Consider the following 17,826-nt stretch of genomic DNA (forward strand, 5'->3'; position numbering starts at 1 on the left):
GTACGGAGGGATCGCGCCGTACACCCGGTCATCTGCCGGATTCGGCCAGGCGCCCCGGGGTCCCAGCGTGCTCACCGCACCTGCACCAGAAGGACCCGCCCGAGCCGCATGGAGACCCGCTGACGATCGCAAGAGACCGGCGCCGGGGCCCGTCGACGACGCGGGCGAGGATCGTTGACGCGGCTCGACGCACGGCTACGACCTGGTGCCGATGCGTTCGATCGCCCGTGCGGCGGGGGTCGACAGCCGGATGATGAGCTACCACTTCCGAGGTGGCCGGCGGACCGGTTCCTGCGCCTCCTCGACGATCCGGCCACGGCCGAACTGCTTGCCGTACTGGCGCGCAGCCCTGCCACCCCCGTGGCGGTCGGTCTTGGTGGGGGAGTGGCACCTGCTGCCGGCCGGGCAACTGGCCGCCGGAGACGCGGCGAGGTGGTCGACCTGGTCGGCCCGGCGCTCCAGCGCTACCTGTGTCCTTGGCCAGCTCGGCGGTCGGCGACTCGTCGCCTGGTCAAATGGCGGATTCGCGCTCCGGGGCCGCGGCATAACGTGAGACGGCGTGACGAAGAAGATTACCGTAATCGGTGGCGGCCTGGCTGGCTTGACCGCGGCCATCACCTGCGCGGAGGCGGGCGCCGACGTGACTCTGCACGAGGCGCACCGCACGTTGGGCGGACGAGGCCGCGCCACGCCCGCGCCATACGTCGCCCACGAGGGCGCACACGTCTTCTACGCCGACGGCCCGCACTGGAACTGGATGGTCGAGCGTGGACTGACCGGCCCGCTCGGCCGGCCACCCGTGCGCGACGCCGCCAAGATCTCGTTCCTGGTGGACGGTCGGCTGCGCCGGCTGCCGCCCGCGGGCTTCGTCCGGATGATGTTCCTGGACCGGAGCCGGGTGGCGCCCGTCGACGTGGACTTCTTCACCTGGGCTTCCAGCCGGTACGGCGAGCGGATCGCGCGCGTCGCGGCCAACGCCATCAGCGTGGTCACCTTCGACGCCGACACCGGACGGCTGTCGGCGGCCTTCGTGTGGAACCTGCTCCGCCGCGTCTTCGCACCCGGGCCACCCGCGGTCCGCTGGGCGATCGGCGGTTGGCAGGCGGTCATCGACCGGATGGCCGCCCGCGCACACGAGCTGGGCGTGCGCATCGAACTCGGCTCCCGGGTCACCGAACTGCCCGGCGAGCTGACGATCGTCGCGACCGAGCTGGCATCGGCCCGGCAGTTGCTCGGCGACGACACGCTGCACTGGGAGTGCGGCGAGTGCGTGATGTTCGACCTGGCGGTACGCAGCAGCCGGCGCGACCGGTTCATCTGCTGGGACCTCGACGCCGGCGGCTTCCACGAGAGCTACTCCATGCAGGACCCCACGATCGCGCCCGCGAGCGAATCGCTCTTTCAAATCGACCTGCCGGTTCGCGTTGGGGAGAGCAAGGCGGCCGCGCGGGAGCGGGTGCAGGCGTTCGCCGACCAAACCGTGCCCGGCTGGCGCGATCGGGTGACCTGGCAGCGCGTCGGCACGGCCAAAGGGCGGACGGGCGCGCTGGACCTGCCCGGGCGCACCTGGCGCGACCGCCCCGCGATCGATCGGGGCGACGGCGTGTTCCTGGCCGGCGACATGGTCGCGGCCCCCGGGATGCGCGGTGAGATCTCCGTCAACAGCGCGATCCGCGCCTCCGAGTCTGCTTTGACCGCGCTGCACCTGGATCTACCGCGCACGGCCTGATCTGCCATACGCGAGGATTCAGCGGGCATTGCGCGAGTCGATGTCCCTTTTGCTCTCCCCGCCGACCCGCGCCCGGCGGCCACCTGTGAAAGACGCGTGGATGACGAGCCGCATGGCAGATTCCGCGCCCGCCACCGCCCGGTTAGCGTTTCGCCCCGGATGTGGATGACCTGAGGAGTGGGAATGCGCGCGATCCGGCAGCGGGACCGGAGCGGGACCGAGCCGTTCGAGCTGGTCGATCTGCTGGTGCCGAAGCCGGCGCCGACCGAGGTGATGTTCAGACCCGATCACCAGAGGAAGCATGAGAGAACAGTTCGTCTTCGCCCTGCCGGCCGCTGCGGACACCTCTGTCGTGGAGGCCGGAGGGGGCGCGGCACAGGCGGGCCCGTCTTCGCCGAAGACGCAATGCGGCTCTCCGCGGTTGGGCCCGCCGTCGATCCTGTCGCCTTTCGGCCTGCCGCTTACGGTGGGCAGGCGGCTGGGCAGCACAGCGTCTCCACCGACGTGGCAGCGGTAGGTTCCAGGACATGGCGGCAAGGATGACGGCAAGCGAGCGGTACAGCGTGTGCAACCTGTGCGAAGCGGTGTGTGGCCTGCGGGTACGGGTCCAAGGCGAGCACGTGGTGTCGATCAAAGGGCTGGAGGAGGACCCACTCTCCCATGGGCACATCTGCCCCAAGGGCGTAGCACTGGCCGACCTGCACCATGATCCCGATCGCCTGCGGCGTCCGGTCCGCAGGGTCGGCGACGAATGGCACGAGGTCGGCTGGGACGAGGCGTTCGATTTGGTCGCCGGCGAGCTGTCGCGTATCAGAGCCGAACATGGGCCCGACGCCGTCGGCGCGTACCTGGGCAACCCGGTCACTCACAGCCTCGGCGCGATGACCCATGCACCGGCGTTCGTCGACCTGCTGCGTACCAGCAACAAATACTCTGCCGGCTCGGCGGACACCTGGCCGGCCCAGTTGGTGGCGCTGCTGATGTACGGTCACCAGTGGTTGCTCCCGATTCCCGACGTGGACCGCACCCACTACCTGCTCGTGTTCGGCGCCAACCCGATCGCCTCCAACGGAAGCCTCATGACCGCGCCTGGCTTCCCGCGCAGGCTGCGTGAGATGCGCGGACGCGGCGGCAAGCTCGTGGTGTTCGATCCGCGCAGGACCGAGACCGCCAAGGTCGCCGACGAGCACCACTTCATCAGGCCAAGCGCTGACGCGGCTGTCCTGCTGGCGATGGTCAACGTGGTTCTGGAGGAGGGCCTGGCGACCCTGCCGGCTTACGCCGACGGTCTCGACGAGGTACGGCGGGGCATCGCCGACCTCACCCCGGCCCTGGCGGCGCGATGGTCAGGGGTCGACGAAGCCGTGATCAGGCGGGTGGCCCGAGAGTTCGCCATGGCGAAGTCTGCCACGTGCTACTCGAGAACGGGTCTAAGCACCCAGCGGTACGGCGCGCTCGCCCACTGGGCGGTTCAGCTGCTCAATATCGTCACCGGCAACCTGGACCGGCCAGGCGGCCTGATGTTCACCAGGCCGGCGGTGGACGGTATCGACAGCGGCACGCTCGCACCCGGACATGTCGGCTCGCACCGATCGCGTGTGCGTGGGCTGCCTGACTTCAGCGGCGAGTTCACCGTCGCCACGCTGGCCGACGAGATCGAGACGCCCGGCCCCGGCCAGATCCGGGCCTTGCTGACCGTGGCGGGCAACCCGGTGTTGTCCTCACCTGGCGGTCATCGGCTGAACCACGCGCTGGCGGGGCTGGAGTTCATGGCGGCGATCGACTTCTACGTCAACGAGACCACCAGGCATGCCCACGTCATCCTCCCACCGACCGGGCATTTTGAGCGCGACCACTATGACGTGCTCTTCAACGCGCTGGCTGTGCGCAATACCGCGCGCTTCAGCCCCGCGCTGTTCCCCCGCTCCGCTGACGCAAGGCACGAGTGGGAGATCTTCCAGGAACTGGCCAGGCGATATCGACCGCGCGGCACGATGAAGGAGCGGCTGATGCTTTCGCTCAGCCCCAACCGCATGATCGACCTCGGACTGCGGCTCGGGCCGTACCGGCTTTCACTGCGCAAGCTGCGCCGCAACCCGGCAGGGATCGATCTCGGTTCGCTACGTCCCGCGCTGCCCGAACGGCTACACACCCCGGACAAGCGCATCGACCTGGCGCCACGCGAGCTGCTCGACGACCTGCCGCGACTGCGCGACTCCGCGCCAGAGGACGGCGAGTTGCTGCTCATCGGCCGGCGCCACCTGCGGGACAACAACTCTTGGATGCACAACAGCGGGCGCCTGATCAAGGGAGCACCTCGGCATCATCTGCTGGTCAACCCCGCAGATCTGGCCGTGTTCGGGTTGAACGACGGCGACACGGCATACGTACGGTCGCGCTCCGGTCGGGTGATGGTCGAGGTCAAGGCCACTGATGAGGTGATGCGCGGCGTGGTCAGTCTGCCGCACGGCTACGGTCACCAGCGTCCGGGCACCCGGATGGCCATCGCCTCCGCAGTACCCGGCGCCAGCGCCAACGACGTCACCGACCCCGGGGTGCTCGACGACGCCAGCGCTACAGCGGTGCTCAACGGTGTCCCGGTTCGGATCGAACCCGTGCGAACCACGGCGTGAGCGACGCGATGTCGAACTTCATGCGGACCAACGCCGGGCATTGCTGATATTGAGGGCGGTCACCACAGTGAAACCGCGCGGCGAAGACCTGGCGTGTCGTGCACAGACGTTCTGGCTTGCGGTGGTCGGCGTCCTGCACCCTTCGCTGGACGGCCGCTTCACAGGGTGACCCGGGATACTCCGCGACGCCGGTAGAGCCACCAGGCCACTGGCAACCACAGCACTCCCGCCACACAGCACGCGACTGCCATGAGTGGTCCTTGGACGGTGAGCCATCGCAAGACGTACTCGATCGCCTGGGGTTGGGGCCCGCTCTGATCCCATGCCTGCGCTACCAGGCCGAACGGTATTCCCGCGGCCATGGCGAGCAGCAGCAGACTGACGACACCAGGTTGCCAGTACGGGCGGCCCACCACGTACGCGCAGGCCAGTGAGACGCCAAGCGACATGCCGAACCCAGTAGCGAGCGTCAGCAGCAAGATCACGCCGGCAGGCAGCAGATCGTCAGTGAGCGGCAGAGCCAGGCTCGCCCCGGCGGACAGAACAGGTAGGGCGCAGCCGAGCAGTACGGCGGCCGGCGTCCCTCGGGCGATGGCAGGGAAGTAGACGAACTCCCAGCCGAACCTTCCGTTGGCGTCTGGACGGGTCGCCGCGGCGTTGGCGCCGAGCGGATACAGCTTCGTGGATCTGCGACGCCAGTCGCGCGGGCCGCGCAGCAGGTCCGTCAGCCCGCCCCGGTCCTTGGCGACGCTCACCAGCGCTCGCCCGGGGTGAGGCGGAAAGAGCGGGAGGCCGCGTCAGGACCTGCTGCACGCCTGCACGGGGACGTGCGGGAGAGTGCCAGTGTCATGTGCTCACCGAGATTCTCTGCAGCTCCTTCTGCGCCGCCACGTGCTGCCTGAAGGACTCGCCAAGCCCCTTGCCGACGCTCTGGCCACCCGGGCCGGTTCGGGAGCCGTGTGCAGCCCGAGCTCCTGTGCCAGCTCGGCCAGGCGGGCGAGGACGCCTGGCCGATGGACAGCGGAGTACGGCGCGATGAACCGGATCAGCGCAAGCATGTTGGCGTAGGGAACGCCTTGCATGTCCAGGGCGATGCCGTGCACCTTGAATGGCAGGCTGAAACTCGCGCGGCTGATGCCGTGCGCAGCGGCTTGTATGGGCTCCTCCCGTACGCTGGTGCCAGGCAACTCGAAGATGTGCCCTGCGCACATGGTCGGGCTGGCCATCGCCCGTCACGCGGTTCGGGTTCGAGCGCTCGTGACTGCCGAACCGGGCGAGGTGCATCGCCTAGATCACCCCCACCTTCCAGCGCTACCTCACCGGCTGCTGAGGCCATACGCTGCCAATCGCCTGCCCAGTGTGCCCCGAGGAGCGTTCAGCATCATGGCAACGGCATGCTCCGGCTGAGACACGGAGTACACGACGACGCTGAACAGCTGTGGTTTGCCCCCTGGCATCTTTGCTCCTCAATGATCACGCTATATCCTCACTCAAGGACTTTCAAGTCTTCGCATGTGGCTTATTGTCGAATATCGCCGCATACACGAATGCGCTACCAGGAGCCGCGCTTCGCCGACCATCTCGTCGTGCCTGTGCATCGTCACTACAGACCCGTGGCACTTCAGACGGACTCCCGGCAGGGTCTGTACGGTCACTGGCTCTGGCCCGCTTTCGGTGGTGACGGAACGTGATAGTCCGTGTCGGTAAACGATCCGCTCGCCGTGCTGTGCCACCGTGACGCCGGTGTGACGACAGCCGGGCTGAAATACGGATCGAAGATCGGCGCCAGGACCTGAGCAATCGCCTGCTGGATCAACCTGTCCAGCACAGAGGGCACCCCCAACGCGCGTTCCCCGCCCCCGGGTCTGGGGATCACCGCCCGGCGGACCGGCAACGGCCGATACGTGCCCGCGTCCAACGCCTCCCGGACACCCGCCCAGTGCTCACGGATCCACGGCCGTAACTCCCGCGTGGTCATCCCGTCCACACCCGGCGCGCCCCGGTTGGCCTCCACACGCCTCAACGCCCTGCCCACATTCGCCGGCGAAAGGAACTCCTCACACACCGACGTCTCCAGCCCAGGGATCACGTCCTCCTCAGAAAGCGCCGACCCGCCGCTACGCTCCACCGTGGTACTCACCGGAACTCACCGGCAGCGTAGCTTGCGGAGGATCTTCCAGCTCTTCAGCTGGGCGTTCGCGCGTTCACCAGGTCCGCGAAGGCGGGCGTGGGAGCGGTTGGCCTGCTTCTGCGACTCGGGCTTGCCCTTGCCCTTGTACGGGATGACGACCGGGCCTTCCGCGCCCTGATAGGCCTTGTCGGCCAGGGTGATGATGCCCGCCTTCTCCAGCGCGCGCAGGATGCCCCACATCCGGGCGGCGCTCAGATCATGTTCCTTGCCCGGCAGCGCTCCCGAGGTCCACAGGATCGTCCCGTCCGGCGAGGCGATGACCTGCACGTTCATGCCGTGCACGCGATGCTTGCCGGAGAAATACGGCCGATCGGCGGCGATCCGGTCGGTGTGGATCAGCGTGCCGTCCAGGACGAGGTAGTGCAGCCCGTCCCGCTGGGCCTTCCGCAAGGCCTGCTCAAGCTTCGGCGAGCGCGCCGACAGCAGCGTCACGGTCTCCTCCACATAACGCCAGGCTGTCGCCGTGGACACCCCGAAACCGGCCCCGAGTTCGTTGAACGTCTCGCCTTTGCGCAGGTAGACCAGCACCAGCAACGCCTGCTGGCCGGGGTTCAGCCGCCGCCAGAGCGACCCGATCGCCTTACGGTGGCGCCGGATCATCCCGGCGACGTAGATCAGGGTCTGAGGCGACAAATCGACGGCAGCACGATAGAAAAGCACCGGAAGCTCCTGGTTGCGACGGTGTGGGTTGTGGTGATCAACCCGTCTACCAGGAGCTTCTGTACGTCACCGGCCGAACACCGGCATCGCGATCATGCTGTGACCAGGGGCGCTCGCTAAGTGGTCCCGCCCGTAAGCCGTTCGGGGGTCAGCGGCTGAGGTGGAGATAGCCATTGTCATCCCGGACGCTGACCTACGCGGGCAGGGCCGCCGCCTCCCGTATGGCGTGACGGCCGCCGTTGGGATGTAGTTCTCGGGCACGCCGTCGACCATGATGATGTCTCCCTCGATGCGCCGCGAGCGCAGCGGCGCGATCTCCCGGTACGCGGGAGAATCCCACCACGCCCGTGCCTCGGCGATCCCCGGGAACCCGATCATCACGACATGTCCGGGCCAGTTGCCTTCCTTCACCTCGTGCTGGGTGGCGTGGACGAGGTAACGGCCGCCGTACGGCTCGAAGGTGGTAGGGAGCCGTTCGATGTACTCGGCAATCTCCGGGTGCGGGGCTGCCTCCTGCAGGTGGGCGATGACGTAAGCCGGCATGATGTCCTCCCGGTGAAGTGGTGTTCGGTGCGCTGCCGATCCTGACACGCCCTTCGTAGGCAGGGCGATTACCTGGCAGGTAGGCGATCTGGCATCGCAGGCCGACTTGTGGCATTCGTTTGAGCCGGTTCTCGATGATCGCCTGAAGGTGGTCGATGCCGTGGGCGGCGAGGTTGCCCAGGATGGCGACATCGCCGGCCTCTCGCGTCCGCACAGCACTCAGCTCTACGTCAACCCCCGAAGGATTTACGGAGCCAACACTAAGGAGCCTGGAAAGGTTCATTGGTTCGCCTCTCGTCCGAAGGAGCTCCGTGCGTGGTGGGGCGGGTTCCCGCGCCTGCGCGATGTGCCGGCCGGCGACGTTGGATGAGCCGAAGAAGAGCGCTTCTCGGTGGGTTTTCCGGATCTCCATCGCCACTGTACGGCTCATGCCTCGACCCCCGAGTGAAGTTCGTGTGACGAACCATATTAGTACGGTACACGAACTTCAAGTGCGTGCGCCGGGAAGATGTTCGTGAATCTGCCCACTCATGAGCACCATCAGGTTCGTCGCGCGAACTTTCTGGCGTGGCCGGCCCGCCGCGGGTGCCGGACACCCTGCTCCGCGGCCGGGGCGCGGCGAGCTCGTCCACATTTTGAACGAACGTACTAGTTGTACTATGGTTCAAGTATGTCGATGGAGAAGGACGTCATGACGCATGCGGGGACGCCACGTGCCGGAGTGCGGGAGTGGTGCGGGCTGGGGCTGCTGGCGCTGCCGACCGTGCTGTTGGGGCTGGACGTCACGGTTCTCTACCTGGTGTCGCCGAGCATAGCCGCGGAGCTGGATCCCACCGCCGCACAGACGTTGTGGATCATGGACGCCTACGGCTTCTTCATCGCCGGCTTTCTCATCACGATGGGAACGCTGGGAGATCGGATCGGCAGGCGGCGCCTGCTGATGATCGGCGTGGCAGTGTTCGCAGCCGTTTCGGTCGTCGCCGCGTTCGCCCCGAACGCCGGCCTGCTGATCCTGGCGCGAGCGCTGCTCGGCATCGCCGGCGCCACGCTCATGCCCTCAACGCTGTCGCTGATCAGCAACATGTTCACGGACGTCCGCCAGCGGGCCGTGGCCATCGGCGTGTGGGCCACCATGTTCGCCCTCGGCATGGCCGCCGGTCCGATCGTGGGCGGCGTCCTGGTCGACCGATTCTGGTGGGGGGCGGCCTTCCTGCTCGCGGTGCCGGTGGCGATGATCGTTCTGGCCGGTGCGCGTACGCTCCTGCCCGAGTACGCGGCGCCCGGCAAGGGACGGCTCGACCTCATCAGCGTCACCCTGTCGTTGGTCGCCATCCTGCCGGTGGTCTACGCCGTGAAGCACTTCGCCACGCACGGGGTCGACGTGCTGACGCTGCTGCTCGTACTGATCGGCGCGGCGGCCGGGTTCGCCTTCGTCCGCAGGCAACTCCGGCTCGCCTCCCCGCTGCTGGACATGACGTTGTTCGCCGACCGTGCCTTCTCCGCCGCCTTGGCGGTTCTGCTGATCGGGCTCGTCAGCGTGGGCGGCACGATGTACCTGGTCACCCAGTTCCTGCAGTTGGTCGAAGGGCTCTCCCCGGCTGTGGCCGGACTGTGGATGGGCCCACCGGCGCTGGCGATGTTCGCCGCCGCCATCGGCGCCCCCATCGTGGCCAGGAGCATCCGGCCAGGGACGGTCATGGCGGCGACCCAAGGGCTCTCCCTGATCGGATACGCACTCTTCGCGACGGCGAACACCGACAGTGCGGTGAGCATCGTGATCGGATTCGCGTTCGTCTATTTCGGCTTGGGGGCCATCGCCGCGCTGGGCACCGACATCGTCGTCGGGGCCGCTCCGGCCGCGAAGTCAGGATCGGCGGCGGCGATGTCCGAAACCGTGCAGGAACTCGGGCTCGCCGTGGGGGTCGCCCTGCTGGGCAGTCTCACCACGGCGGTCTACCGTTCCCAAGCCCAGCCGCCGTCGCAGGTGGCGCCCGAGATCGCCGCCCGCGCCACCGCCAGCCTGGACGGCGCCGTGGCGGTCTCCGACCGGCTCCCGCCAGACACCGTCCAAGGCGCACAGGAAGCGTTCACCACCGGGCTGAACATCGCCTCCCTCACAGCAGGAGCCGCGATTGTGGTCGTGACCGCGCTGTGCCTGCTCATGCTCAGGCACATCCGCCCCATCGGGGAAACCCAGCCGTGATCGTCTAATCTGATGCTCAGGAGGGGGCATGGGCGACGACGACAGATCCATGGATGCACGCAGAGCCAGAGGGCAGAAGCGCCGAGCTGAGATCATCGAGGCCACCCTGGCCGTCGTCCAGCGTGACGGCGCGGCCGGTGTCACCCACCGCACCGTCGCCAAGGAAGCCGGCATACCCGTCAGCCTGAGCACCTATTACTTCGCCACCATCGACGACCTGCTGATCGCTGCCCTGACCAGCATCGTCGAGGCCTACACCGCGCGCATCCGCCACATCATCGACAACCGCGACGACAAGGTTCGCGGCCTCGCCGAGCTCATCGCCGAATCCGCAGGCCCCGGACGGGACCGCGCCCTGGCCGAACGCGAACTGTCGACGCTCGCCGCCCGAAGACCCGCCCTACGCCCCATCGCCCGCCGCTGGCGCGAGAGCGTCGCCGAACTCGCCCAGCACTGCACCAACGCCCCCGATGCCGTAACTGCACTCGTCGCGACCTCTGACGGTCTCTGTGCCGCCATCCTGATCGACAACGCACCCGCCGACACCGACTACGTGCATGCCGTTCTGCGGCAAGCGCTCGGCTCCCAGCCCGAGACCACCAAGCAGTGAACGAACCTCAACCCGAAGTCATGGGTTCGCGGCCCGACCCTCCCGGGGCGGCTTCCAGCAACAGCTCCCTGAAGCCGCCCCGGCCCAGGGACCCTCGCGCGGGCAGACCGTGCGGGGACGTAGTTCGTCCCGCGAATTTGTTACCCTTGGGTAGTGAGCAAGCAGGTTGACGGTCCGCTCGGAGTGGTGGCCGCATTGGTGCGGTCCACATTTCTGGTGAACGCCGTGTACACGGAATGCGCCCGCGAGTACGGGCTCACCCAGCAGCAGGGCCAGCTGTTGTGTGTCCTGATGGCGCAGCCGTACGGCATGAGCGAACTGGGCGCGATGCTGGGGCTGGCCAAGTCGAGCCTGACCGGCCTGGTGGACCGGAGCGAGCGCAATGGCATGGTCCAGCGTGGATCTGATCCGCGCGACTTCCGCGCGGTGCGGGTGGCCCTCACCAGGCGGGGGGCCAAGCTCGCCGACGATTTCTACGCCGAGGCCTGCCGTCGCATCGAGGAACTTGCTGCCGGGTTCGCTCCCGTCGAGCGCGACACGCTCGCGGTCCTGCTCGGCCGGATCGTGGAGGACAACAAGGTGCCCAGCGTCTTCATGGAACCGAACCATTGACGCCGGCGGAGAGTAGGCCGCCGTACGAACCAATCGAGTTCGTCGTCTGAACGGCAATTCTGTTGTCGTTGGGATGTTGATCTCCGTCACGACCAGAACTCGAAGTCCTCGTCGATCTCCTCGCCCGCCAGGAACGGTGCCAGCAGTCTGGGCAAGAGGCGTGGGTAGAACCGTTCTTCACTGGCCACGGCCTCGGCGACGGGCCACCAGCGGAAGTTGAAGTAGTCCTCCTTCTCGTCCTCGTGCCGGCCGGACTCGTCCACCGCTGGACCGCAAGCCTCCAGCCGGACCTCGACGACGACCTCGTTCTGCAGAAAACGCACGTTTCTGTGGCGGAAGCAGGCCTGGCGCCGCCACGTGGGTAGTCCCACCTGCTCCGGCCTCACGACAAAGCCGGTCTCTTCGCGGAGCTCCCTGATGGCGGTGTCCAGGTAGGTCTCACCCTCGCCGATGCCTCCGCCGGGGAGTTCCCACCAGATGCCCAGTTCGGGCGCGGAGGACTCGCGGGTGTGGAAGAGCAGTATCCGGCCGTCAACGTCGCGCACCACGAGCCGGACGACATCACGTTCGACGATGGGAAGGTCTCGGGGAAGATCGAGCATCAGGGTCAGGCGCCCTCTTGACTGCGGCGGTCGCGCTCACGAGCCACGACGATCAGCTCGCATTCGACGGAGACGCCCTCGGGGAGCGCGGTGACGCCGATCGTGGTCCGGGCATGGCGTCCTACGTCTCCGAACATGTCGATGAGCATGCGTGAGGCGCCGTCGGTCACACTGGGCAACTCGTGGAAATCGGCTACGCACCGTACGTATGCGTTCATCTTCAAGATGCGCTCGACAAGGTCGAGGTCACCCAGCGCGGCCTCCAGGGATGCCAGGCAGCCGAGCACCGCGAGCCGAGCCGCTCGCCTGCCGTCCTCGAGGGAGAGTTCCGCGCCCACCCGTCCCTTGTGACGGAAGTCGCCGTCTCTGTAGGGGGCGTGTCCGGAAACGAAGATCATGTCCGCGTGCCGGATCGCGGGGACGAATTCGTGTGTCGGAGCCAGGTCCGGCCACCGCAGTCCGAGCGTCCGCAACGTGTCCTGGAACCGTGGTGCCCGTCTCAGCATGAGTTCAGGGCCTGGTCGAGATCGTCGATCAGATCTTCTGCGTGCTCGAGCCCGACGGACAGACGCAGGAGGTCATCGGGGAGCGAAGTGCCGGTGCCGTGCGTCGGGGAGGACGCCTGGTGCTGGATGAGGCTGTCCACCGCTCCGAGACTGGTCGCACGCCGGAAGAGCTTCACAGCGCCCGCGACCTGCAGAGCCCTCCGCTGCCCGCCCGCCACCCGGAAGGAGACGACGCCTCCGTAGCCGCTGAGAAGAGACGCGGCATCTGTACGGCTCGGCGATCCCGCCAGGCCGGGATGGTACACCTCGATCACATGCGGGTGGGTGGCGAGGAATTCGGCGATTCGGACGGCATTGGCGGCATGCGCACGCATACGGCATGGCAGGGTCTTCAGCCCGCGGTGGGTGAGCCAGCAGTCGAAAGGCGAAGGGACGGCGCCGTCGATCCATTGGAGCTCGCGCAGTCGTTCGGCAAGCGGGGCCGAATCGCTGAATATCACGCTGCCGCCCACCACGTCACCGTGGCCTGACAGGTATTTGGTGGAGGCGTGCACCACGTAATTCGCCCCGAAAGCCAAGGGCTGGTGAAACATCGGGGTAGCGAAGGTGTTGTCGACCACGTGGACCGCGTCCCGCTGGTGGGCCAGCGACGCGATCGCGCCGATGTCTGCCACTTTCAACAGCGGGTTCGACAGCGTCTCGGTCCACACCAGGGCGGTGTTCGGCTTGAAGGCGCGCCCGAGTGTCTCCATGCTGGTCATGTCGACCGCATCATGCTCGACTCCCCATTCGGAGAGGCGTTTGAGCAGGCGGGCGGTGCCCTGGAACACGTCTTCGGGCAGGAGCACGTGAGCGCCAGGGGAAAGAACCGCGCGCAGGACGGCGCTGATCGCGGCGGAGCCGCTGGAGAAAGCCAGTGCCTCGCCTCCACTCTCGAGGGCGGCCAGTGCACGCTCCAGAGCGGAGCGATTGGGGTTTCCCGCCGCCCCATAGTGATAGCCGCGAGAATGGCTGCCGTCGGCGTCCCGCTCAAAAGAGACCGACATGGTGATCGGCTCTGTGATCGCTCCGGTGCCGGGATCCACATCATGCCCGGCGCGAACGGCGACCGTGTCGATTCTGGTCGATGCCCTCATCGTCCTCGTTCCCTCCGTTCGCTCGGGACGCGGCGAACTTGCCCCGCACACCGCCGGACGCGATCGCCGACGGTCAGCGCCCATGGTCCGCACGCAGCGCTCTGCAATCCAGCTCAACCTTCAGCATCGGCTGAATCGGGGGAAGCTGCTTTCACCACGCCCGTTCGTGGCGGCGATGACCTCGCGAGCGGAAAGTCAGTCAGTCGCCGGTGCCGAGAGCAGGCGGCGCAGCAAACGTCTGGTGATCTGGAGGAGGTTCTCGCAGCGTCCGGCGAGATCGACGAGGAACGTGATGGTCATTAATTCGCTAATGGTCAAGGCGATAGTCTTGTGATATGCGCTTCGGGGTGCTGGGCCCGTTGCAGGTGTGGACGGCAGAGGGCGAACCGGTGCCGATCCCCGAGACAAAGGTGCGCGCGCTGCTGGCCGATCTTCTCGTGCACCAGGGACGCCCGGTGCCTGCCGCGGCCCTGATCGACGATCTGTGGGGAAACGACCTGCCCGCCAATCCCACCAGTGCGCTGCAGCTGAAGGTGTCACGCCTGCGAAACGCGTTGGAATCGGCGGAGCAGGGCGCGGGCAAGAGGGTGGTCTCTCATGCTTCTGGATATCTGCTCAAGACCGATCCTGATGGGACGGACGCGGACAGGTTCGCCGAGCTGATCTGCGAAGCGCAGAGAGCCGTGGGTCCTGAGACCAGGACGGCGGTGCTGGCAGAGGCGCTGGCGCTGTGGCGGGGGCCGGCGTTCGCTGATCACGCCACGGAAGGTTTCGTCCGCGCGGCCTCGCACCGGCTGGAGGAGCAGCGGTTGTCCACGATCGAGGCGCAGGCCGAGGCACGGCTCGAACTGGGCGACTTCGTCCAGCTGGCCGCCGAGCTCGGTGACCTGGTCGACCGATACCCGCTGCGCGAGCGGCTGCGCGCGGTGCAGTTGCGGGCACTGTACGGCGCAGGCAGACAAGTCGACGCCCTGGCCGGCTACCAGCGGCTGCGCGAGCAGCTCGCTGACGAACTGGGTCTCGACCCCGGGCCGGACCTGGTCGCCCTGCACCAGAAGATCCTGCAGCGGGACCCAGCCCTCGACCCGCCGGCCTCGACTGTGGCGCGAGCCGTTGCGTCGACCAACCTTCCCGCTCCGCTCACCGATCTGGTGGGCAGGACCCAGGCGATCGCAGAGCTCCGATCGCGCTTGGCCGTGGGACGGTTGGTGACGCTCACCGGACCTGGGGGAGTGGGAAAGACCCGCCTGGCCATCGAGACCGCCAGGCCCATGGTTGATCACTGCCCGGACGGCGCCTGGCTCGTCGAGCTCGCGGGGTACGGTCGCGGCATCTCGTCAGCAGAGATGGACCTCGTGCCGCGGGCGATCGCGGCGGTCCTCGGCATTCGTGACGACATTCTGACGGCAGGAGCGCCGCTTTCCTCCAGTGGACGACTCGCCGAAGCACTGCGGGCCAAGCGGTTGCTTCTTATCCTCGACAACTGTGAACACGTCATCGGGCCGGTGGCCGAAATGGTGGAGCTGCTGCTCAGGGAGGCACCTGACCTACGGGTTCTCGCCACCAGCCGCGAACCGCTCGCGCTGGCCGGTGAGACGGTCTGGCCGGTGCCGACCTTGGCCCTGCCCTCGCCGTCTGCGCCCACCGCCGAGCTCGCGCAGGCTGAGGCAGTCCAGCTCTTCGTGCAGCGCACCGCGGCCGTGGCTCCGTACTTCACCCTGGACGATGGTAATGCTCAGCAGATCGGAGAGCTGTGCCGACGGCTCGACGGAATCCCGCTGGCGCTGGAACTGGCGGCCACGCGCATGCCGTCTCTGGGCGTGCGCGAGTTCGTCGGCCGCCTCGACGACAGGTTCCGGCTTCTTACGGCTGGGCGGAGGGACGCGCCCGAGCGCCAGCAGACTTTGCGCGCGGTGATGGACTGGAGCTGGGACCTGCTCAGCGATCCGGAGCGGGCCGTTCTACGCCGACTGGCCGTCCATCCCGGCGGGTGCACCCTGACGGCGGCGGAGGCTGTCTGCTCCGGCGGCGACGTCCGTGCCGACCAGGTGGTCGATCTGCTGGCGCGCTTGGTTGACCGCTCCTTGGTCACTGTGAAGGAAGACTCCGACGGTGCTCGCTATCACCTCCTGGAGACGGTCGCCGACTATTGCCTGCAGCGCCTGCGTGACGCGGGCGAACTGGCTCCTGTGCAGGACCGCTTCCACCGTTACTACCTCGCGCTGGCCAAACGTGCTGAGCCGCGTCTGCGGGGTCATGACCAGCGCCGGTGGCTCGATCGCCTGGATCGCGAGAGCGCCAACGTGTCGAAGGCGCTGGATGGCATGGCGCATCAGGGCGATGACACCCATGCGCTTGAACTGGCGATGAGCCTCGTGTGGTGCTGGTTCCTCCTTGGCCGGCTGTGTCAGGCGCGCAGCGCTCTCGAGCGGTTGCTGTCCCCGGGCACGGACGTGCCGGCCGGCGCGCGTGCCATCGCCGGATCATGGCTGGCCGGGATGACCCTCCTGACGGGGTGGAGCCGCGACGATGCGACGCCTGCAGAGGTGGCGGAGCGGATGCTGGCGGACATCGAAGAGCCGCGTGATCGTGCCCGGGCGCAGTGGTTCCTCGGCTTCGCGATCTACACCAGCGCGGTCGACCTCGCGGCTAGTGAAGATCTTGTGCATCAGGCACTGGACACCTTCCGCGAGATCGGCGACCAGTGGGGGACCGCCGCGGCGCTCGCGACGGCGGCCAACCAAGCCATGGTGCGTGGCAATCTGCACCGGCTCGAACAGTATGGCGAGCAGAGTGCCGAGCTGTTCCGCGAGCTCGGCGACGCATGGGGATACCAGCAGACCGTGCGCGCGCTCGCCTACCTCGCCGAGGCCGCGAGCGGCGACTATGAGCGGGCCGCCCGCCTCCAGCGTGACGGACTGCGCCAGGCGGAAGAGCTGCGTCTTTGGCCTCAGGCCGCCGACCGGCTCAGCGGTCTCGGCCGGATCGCGCTTCTCCAGGGCGACTTCGCTCAGTCGCGAGAGCTTCACGAACGAGCCAGACGCCTGGCGGCTCAGCAGAACTACAAGGTAGGGGAGAAATACGCCGAAGTGGGCCTAGCCCTCACCGCACGCAGGGAAGGCGATCTCGATGACGCGGAAGAGCGGCTGAACAGCCTGCTCGCATGGCATCACGAGGTGGGGTTCGCGCCGGGCACCGCTTTGGTCCTCGCCGAACTCGGCTATGTCGCTGAACAACGAGGTGACGCCGAGAGCGCTTTGGCGCGGCACTTCGAGGGCCTCACCGCTGCCCGCACTGCCAAGGACCCGCGTTCATGTGCACTTGTCTGGGAAGGCTTGGCGGGCGCGCAGAACCTGTTGGGGCAGCATGACCAGGCCGCTCGGCTGCTGGGTGCGGCCGACGCGGCCAGGCGTTCGGTGGGAGCGCCGCTGCCCGCCGCCGAACGCGGTGACTGCGATCGAATCACCGCACGAGCCCGTTCGGCCCTCGGTGAGGAGGCCTTCGCTGCCGAGTTCGGACGCGGCGCCGAGATGGAGGTCGATCAATGCGTGGCGATGTTGCGGGGCAGCCGGAGCACGAATCGGGTGCCGCCCAGGGGTGAGTCCTCCGCGTGAAGGCTTCCCCGATGTGCTCGCGCTATGACGCGGGCGATCGGCAGGCCCAGGCCGCTTCCGCCCTGGTCACGGCTCCGCGCGGCATCCAGCCGGGCGAATTGGCCGAAGACGGTTTCGCGGTCGGCCTCCGGGATCCCCGGCCCGTCATCGGCCACGGCCAGTTCGACGGTGTCGCCATCTCGGCGAATCTCGATCAGTATCGAATGCCGCGCGTGCCGCTGGGCGTTGTCGAGCAGGTTGCCCAGCAACCGGTTGATGTCGGTGCGGACGGCCTGGATCGTTGCCTCACCGTCGTAGTGCAGGTCGATGCCAACGGTGTCCGGCCTCCAGGAGAGCTCGGCCCGCACAAGTTCGGCCAGATCCACCGTTTCCCGCTCGACGGATGTGTTCGCTTGCACGCGTGCCAGCAGGAGCAGGTCGCTGACGACGGCCTCAAGCCTGCCCAGGTCCCGCAGAGAGTGCGCGACGAGCACGGCGAGATCGGTCTGGTCAGGATGTAGCCGGGCCTCCTCCAGTTGCACACGCAGGCCGGCCAGCGGGGTCAGCATCTCGTGTGCGGCGTCCGCGGCGAACTGCCGCGTCAGCTCCGTTCCGTCAAGCACGGGCTCCGCGATCGGCCACAGCGTGTGACCGCGGGCCGGATGTCCTGCCATGAGTGAGCCGCCGCTCGCAGGCGAAAACGCCTGGCCGGACACGCAGACCTTCGTGGAAGGGCGGGAAACGCCGCCCCTTGCCGGGCTTGCTTGGTGCTTGGCCATGTCGTAGCCCTCCCTCTGGAGCAGAACGG

Annotated in this window: 13 protein-coding genes and 1 pseudogene; 6 read left to right on the top strand and 8 right to left on the bottom strand. The window is 67.7% G+C overall.

Features of this window, described 5'->3' with window-relative positions; translation table 11 throughout:
- Positions 1–559: 559 nt before the first annotated feature.
- Complete coding sequence (locus tag ACTWPV_RS46725) at positions 560–1,729, top strand: FAD-dependent oxidoreductase (protein WP_443156774.1); 1,170 nt, start codon at positions 560–562, stop codon at positions 1,727–1,729.
- 527 nt (positions 1,730–2,256) lie between these two features.
- Positions 2,257–4,362, top strand: coding sequence for a molybdopterin-dependent oxidoreductase (locus tag ACTWPV_RS46730; RefSeq protein WP_443156775.1), 2,106 nt, complete (start codon positions 2,257–2,259; stop codon positions 4,360–4,362).
- Between the two features lie 158 nt (positions 4,363–4,520).
- Here ACTWPV_RS46730 and ACTWPV_RS46735 read toward each other — a convergent pair whose 3' ends face one another.
- The 4 genes and pseudogenes from ACTWPV_RS46735 to ACTWPV_RS46750 form a co-directional block, all read right to left on the bottom strand.
- Positions 4,521–5,117, bottom strand: a complete 597-nt coding sequence (locus ACTWPV_RS46735) for a hypothetical protein (protein ID WP_443156776.1) — start codon at positions 5,115–5,117, stop codon at positions 4,521–4,523.
- 896 nt (positions 5,118–6,013) lie between these two features.
- Positions 6,014–6,502 (bottom strand): hypothetical protein, encoded by a 489-nt coding sequence (locus tag ACTWPV_RS46740; RefSeq protein WP_443156777.1) that lies wholly within the window; start codon positions 6,500–6,502, stop codon positions 6,014–6,016.
- 12 nt (positions 6,503–6,514) lie between these two features.
- Positions 6,515–7,213: pseudogene (locus tag ACTWPV_RS46745) on the bottom strand (transposase family protein); the annotation flags it as partial.
- Between the two features lie 66 nt (positions 7,214–7,279).
- Positions 7,280–7,756 carry a DUF1330 domain-containing protein gene (locus tag ACTWPV_RS46750; protein ID WP_443156778.1) on the bottom strand — a complete coding sequence of 159 codons (477 nt, stop codon included), beginning with the start codon at positions 7,754–7,756 and terminating at the stop codon, positions 7,280–7,282.
- A 670-nt stretch (positions 7,757–8,426) separates the two neighbouring features.
- Between ACTWPV_RS46750 and ACTWPV_RS46755 the strand changes: the two genes are divergently transcribed.
- The 3 genes from ACTWPV_RS46755 (at position 8,427) to ACTWPV_RS46765 (ending at position 11,181) form a co-directional block, all read left to right on the top strand.
- The gene (locus tag ACTWPV_RS46755; RefSeq protein WP_443156779.1) at positions 8,427–9,959 is read left to right on the top strand and encodes an MFS transporter; all 1,533 of its coding nucleotides are present in this window, start codon (positions 8,427–8,429) and stop codon (positions 9,957–9,959) included.
- 28 nt (positions 9,960–9,987) lie between these two features.
- Positions 9,988–10,569, top strand: coding sequence for a TetR/AcrR family transcriptional regulator (locus ACTWPV_RS46760; protein ID WP_443156780.1), 582 nt, complete (start codon positions 9,988–9,990; stop codon positions 10,567–10,569).
- A gap of 153 nt (positions 10,570–10,722) precedes the next feature.
- The gene (locus tag ACTWPV_RS46765) at positions 10,723–11,181 is read left to right on the top strand and encodes a MarR family winged helix-turn-helix transcriptional regulator (RefSeq protein WP_443156781.1); all 459 of its coding nucleotides are present in this window, start codon (positions 10,723–10,725) and stop codon (positions 11,179–11,181) included.
- Between the two features lie 86 nt (positions 11,182–11,267).
- Here the strand turns inward: ACTWPV_RS46765 and ACTWPV_RS46770 are convergent, their stop codons facing one another.
- From ACTWPV_RS46770 to ACTWPV_RS46780, 3 genes are read right to left on the bottom strand one after another with little or no spacing between them, the layout of a single operon-like run.
- The gene (locus ACTWPV_RS46770) at positions 11,268–11,783 is read right to left on the bottom strand and encodes an NUDIX hydrolase (protein WP_347650025.1); all 516 of its coding nucleotides are present in this window, start codon (positions 11,781–11,783) and stop codon (positions 11,268–11,270) included.
- 5 nt (positions 11,784–11,788) lie between these two features.
- Positions 11,789–12,289 carry a RidA family protein gene (locus tag ACTWPV_RS46775; RefSeq protein ID WP_443156782.1) on the bottom strand — a complete coding sequence of 167 codons (501 nt, stop codon included), beginning with the start codon at positions 12,287–12,289 and terminating at the stop codon, positions 11,789–11,791.
- Positions 12,283–13,425, bottom strand: coding sequence for a trans-sulfuration enzyme family protein (locus ACTWPV_RS46780; protein WP_443156783.1), 1,143 nt, complete (start codon positions 13,423–13,425; stop codon positions 12,283–12,285). Before ACTWPV_RS46780 ends, ACTWPV_RS46775 begins: the two co-directional genes overlap by 7 nt.
- A gap of 335 nt (positions 13,426–13,760) precedes the next feature.
- Between ACTWPV_RS46780 and ACTWPV_RS46785 the strand changes: the two genes are divergently transcribed.
- On the top strand, positions 13,761–17,039 hold the full coding sequence (locus tag ACTWPV_RS46785) for a BTAD domain-containing putative transcriptional regulator (protein ID WP_443156784.1): 3,279 nt from the start codon (positions 13,761–13,763) through the stop codon (positions 17,037–17,039).
- Here the strand turns inward: ACTWPV_RS46785 and ACTWPV_RS46790 are convergent.
- The gene (locus tag ACTWPV_RS46790) at positions 16,967–17,797 is read right to left on the bottom strand and encodes a sensor histidine kinase (RefSeq protein ID WP_443156785.1); all 831 of its coding nucleotides are present in this window, start codon (positions 17,795–17,797) and stop codon (positions 16,967–16,969) included. The two genes, ACTWPV_RS46785 and ACTWPV_RS46790, sit on opposite strands and share 73 nt — an antisense overlap.
- Positions 17,798–17,826: the final 29 nt, after the last annotated feature.

It is taken from the genome of Nonomuraea sp. KM88, assembly GCF_052245635.1.
Classification (GTDB): Bacteria; Actinomycetota; Actinomycetes; order Streptosporangiales; family Streptosporangiaceae; genus Nonomuraea.

Bases quoted from the DNA above. Each gene is read 5' to 3' on its own strand.
- ACTWPV_RS46790 (WP_443156785.1), bottom strand. From the start codon at position 17,797: ATGGCCAAGCACCAAGCAAGCCCGGCAAGGGGCGGCGTTTCCCGCCCT.
- ACTWPV_RS46780 (WP_443156783.1), bottom strand. From the start codon at position 13,425: ATGAGGGCATCGACCAGAATCGACACGGTCGCCGTTCGCGCCGGGCAT.
- ACTWPV_RS46755 (WP_443156779.1), top strand. From the start codon at position 8,427: ATGTCGATGGAGAAGGACGTCATGACGCATGCGGGGACGCCACGTGCC.
- ACTWPV_RS46750 (WP_443156778.1), bottom strand. From the start codon at position 7,756: ATGCCGGCTTACGTCATCGCCCACCTGCAGGAGGCAGCCCCGCACCCG.
- ACTWPV_RS46775 (WP_443156782.1), bottom strand. From the start codon at position 12,289: ATGCTGAGACGGGCACCACGGTTCCAGGACACGTTGCGGACGCTCGGA.
- ACTWPV_RS46760 (WP_443156780.1), top strand. From the start codon at position 9,988: ATGGGCGACGACGACAGATCCATGGATGCACGCAGAGCCAGAGGGCAG.
- ACTWPV_RS46730 (WP_443156775.1), top strand. From the start codon at position 2,257: ATGGCGGCAAGGATGACGGCAAGCGAGCGGTACAGCGTGTGCAACCTG.
- ACTWPV_RS46785 (WP_443156784.1), top strand. From the start codon at position 13,761: ATGCGCTTCGGGGTGCTGGGCCCGTTGCAGGTGTGGACGGCAGAGGGC.
- ACTWPV_RS46770 (WP_347650025.1), bottom strand. From the start codon at position 11,783: ATGCTCGATCTTCCCCGAGACCTTCCCATCGTCGAACGTGATGTCGTC.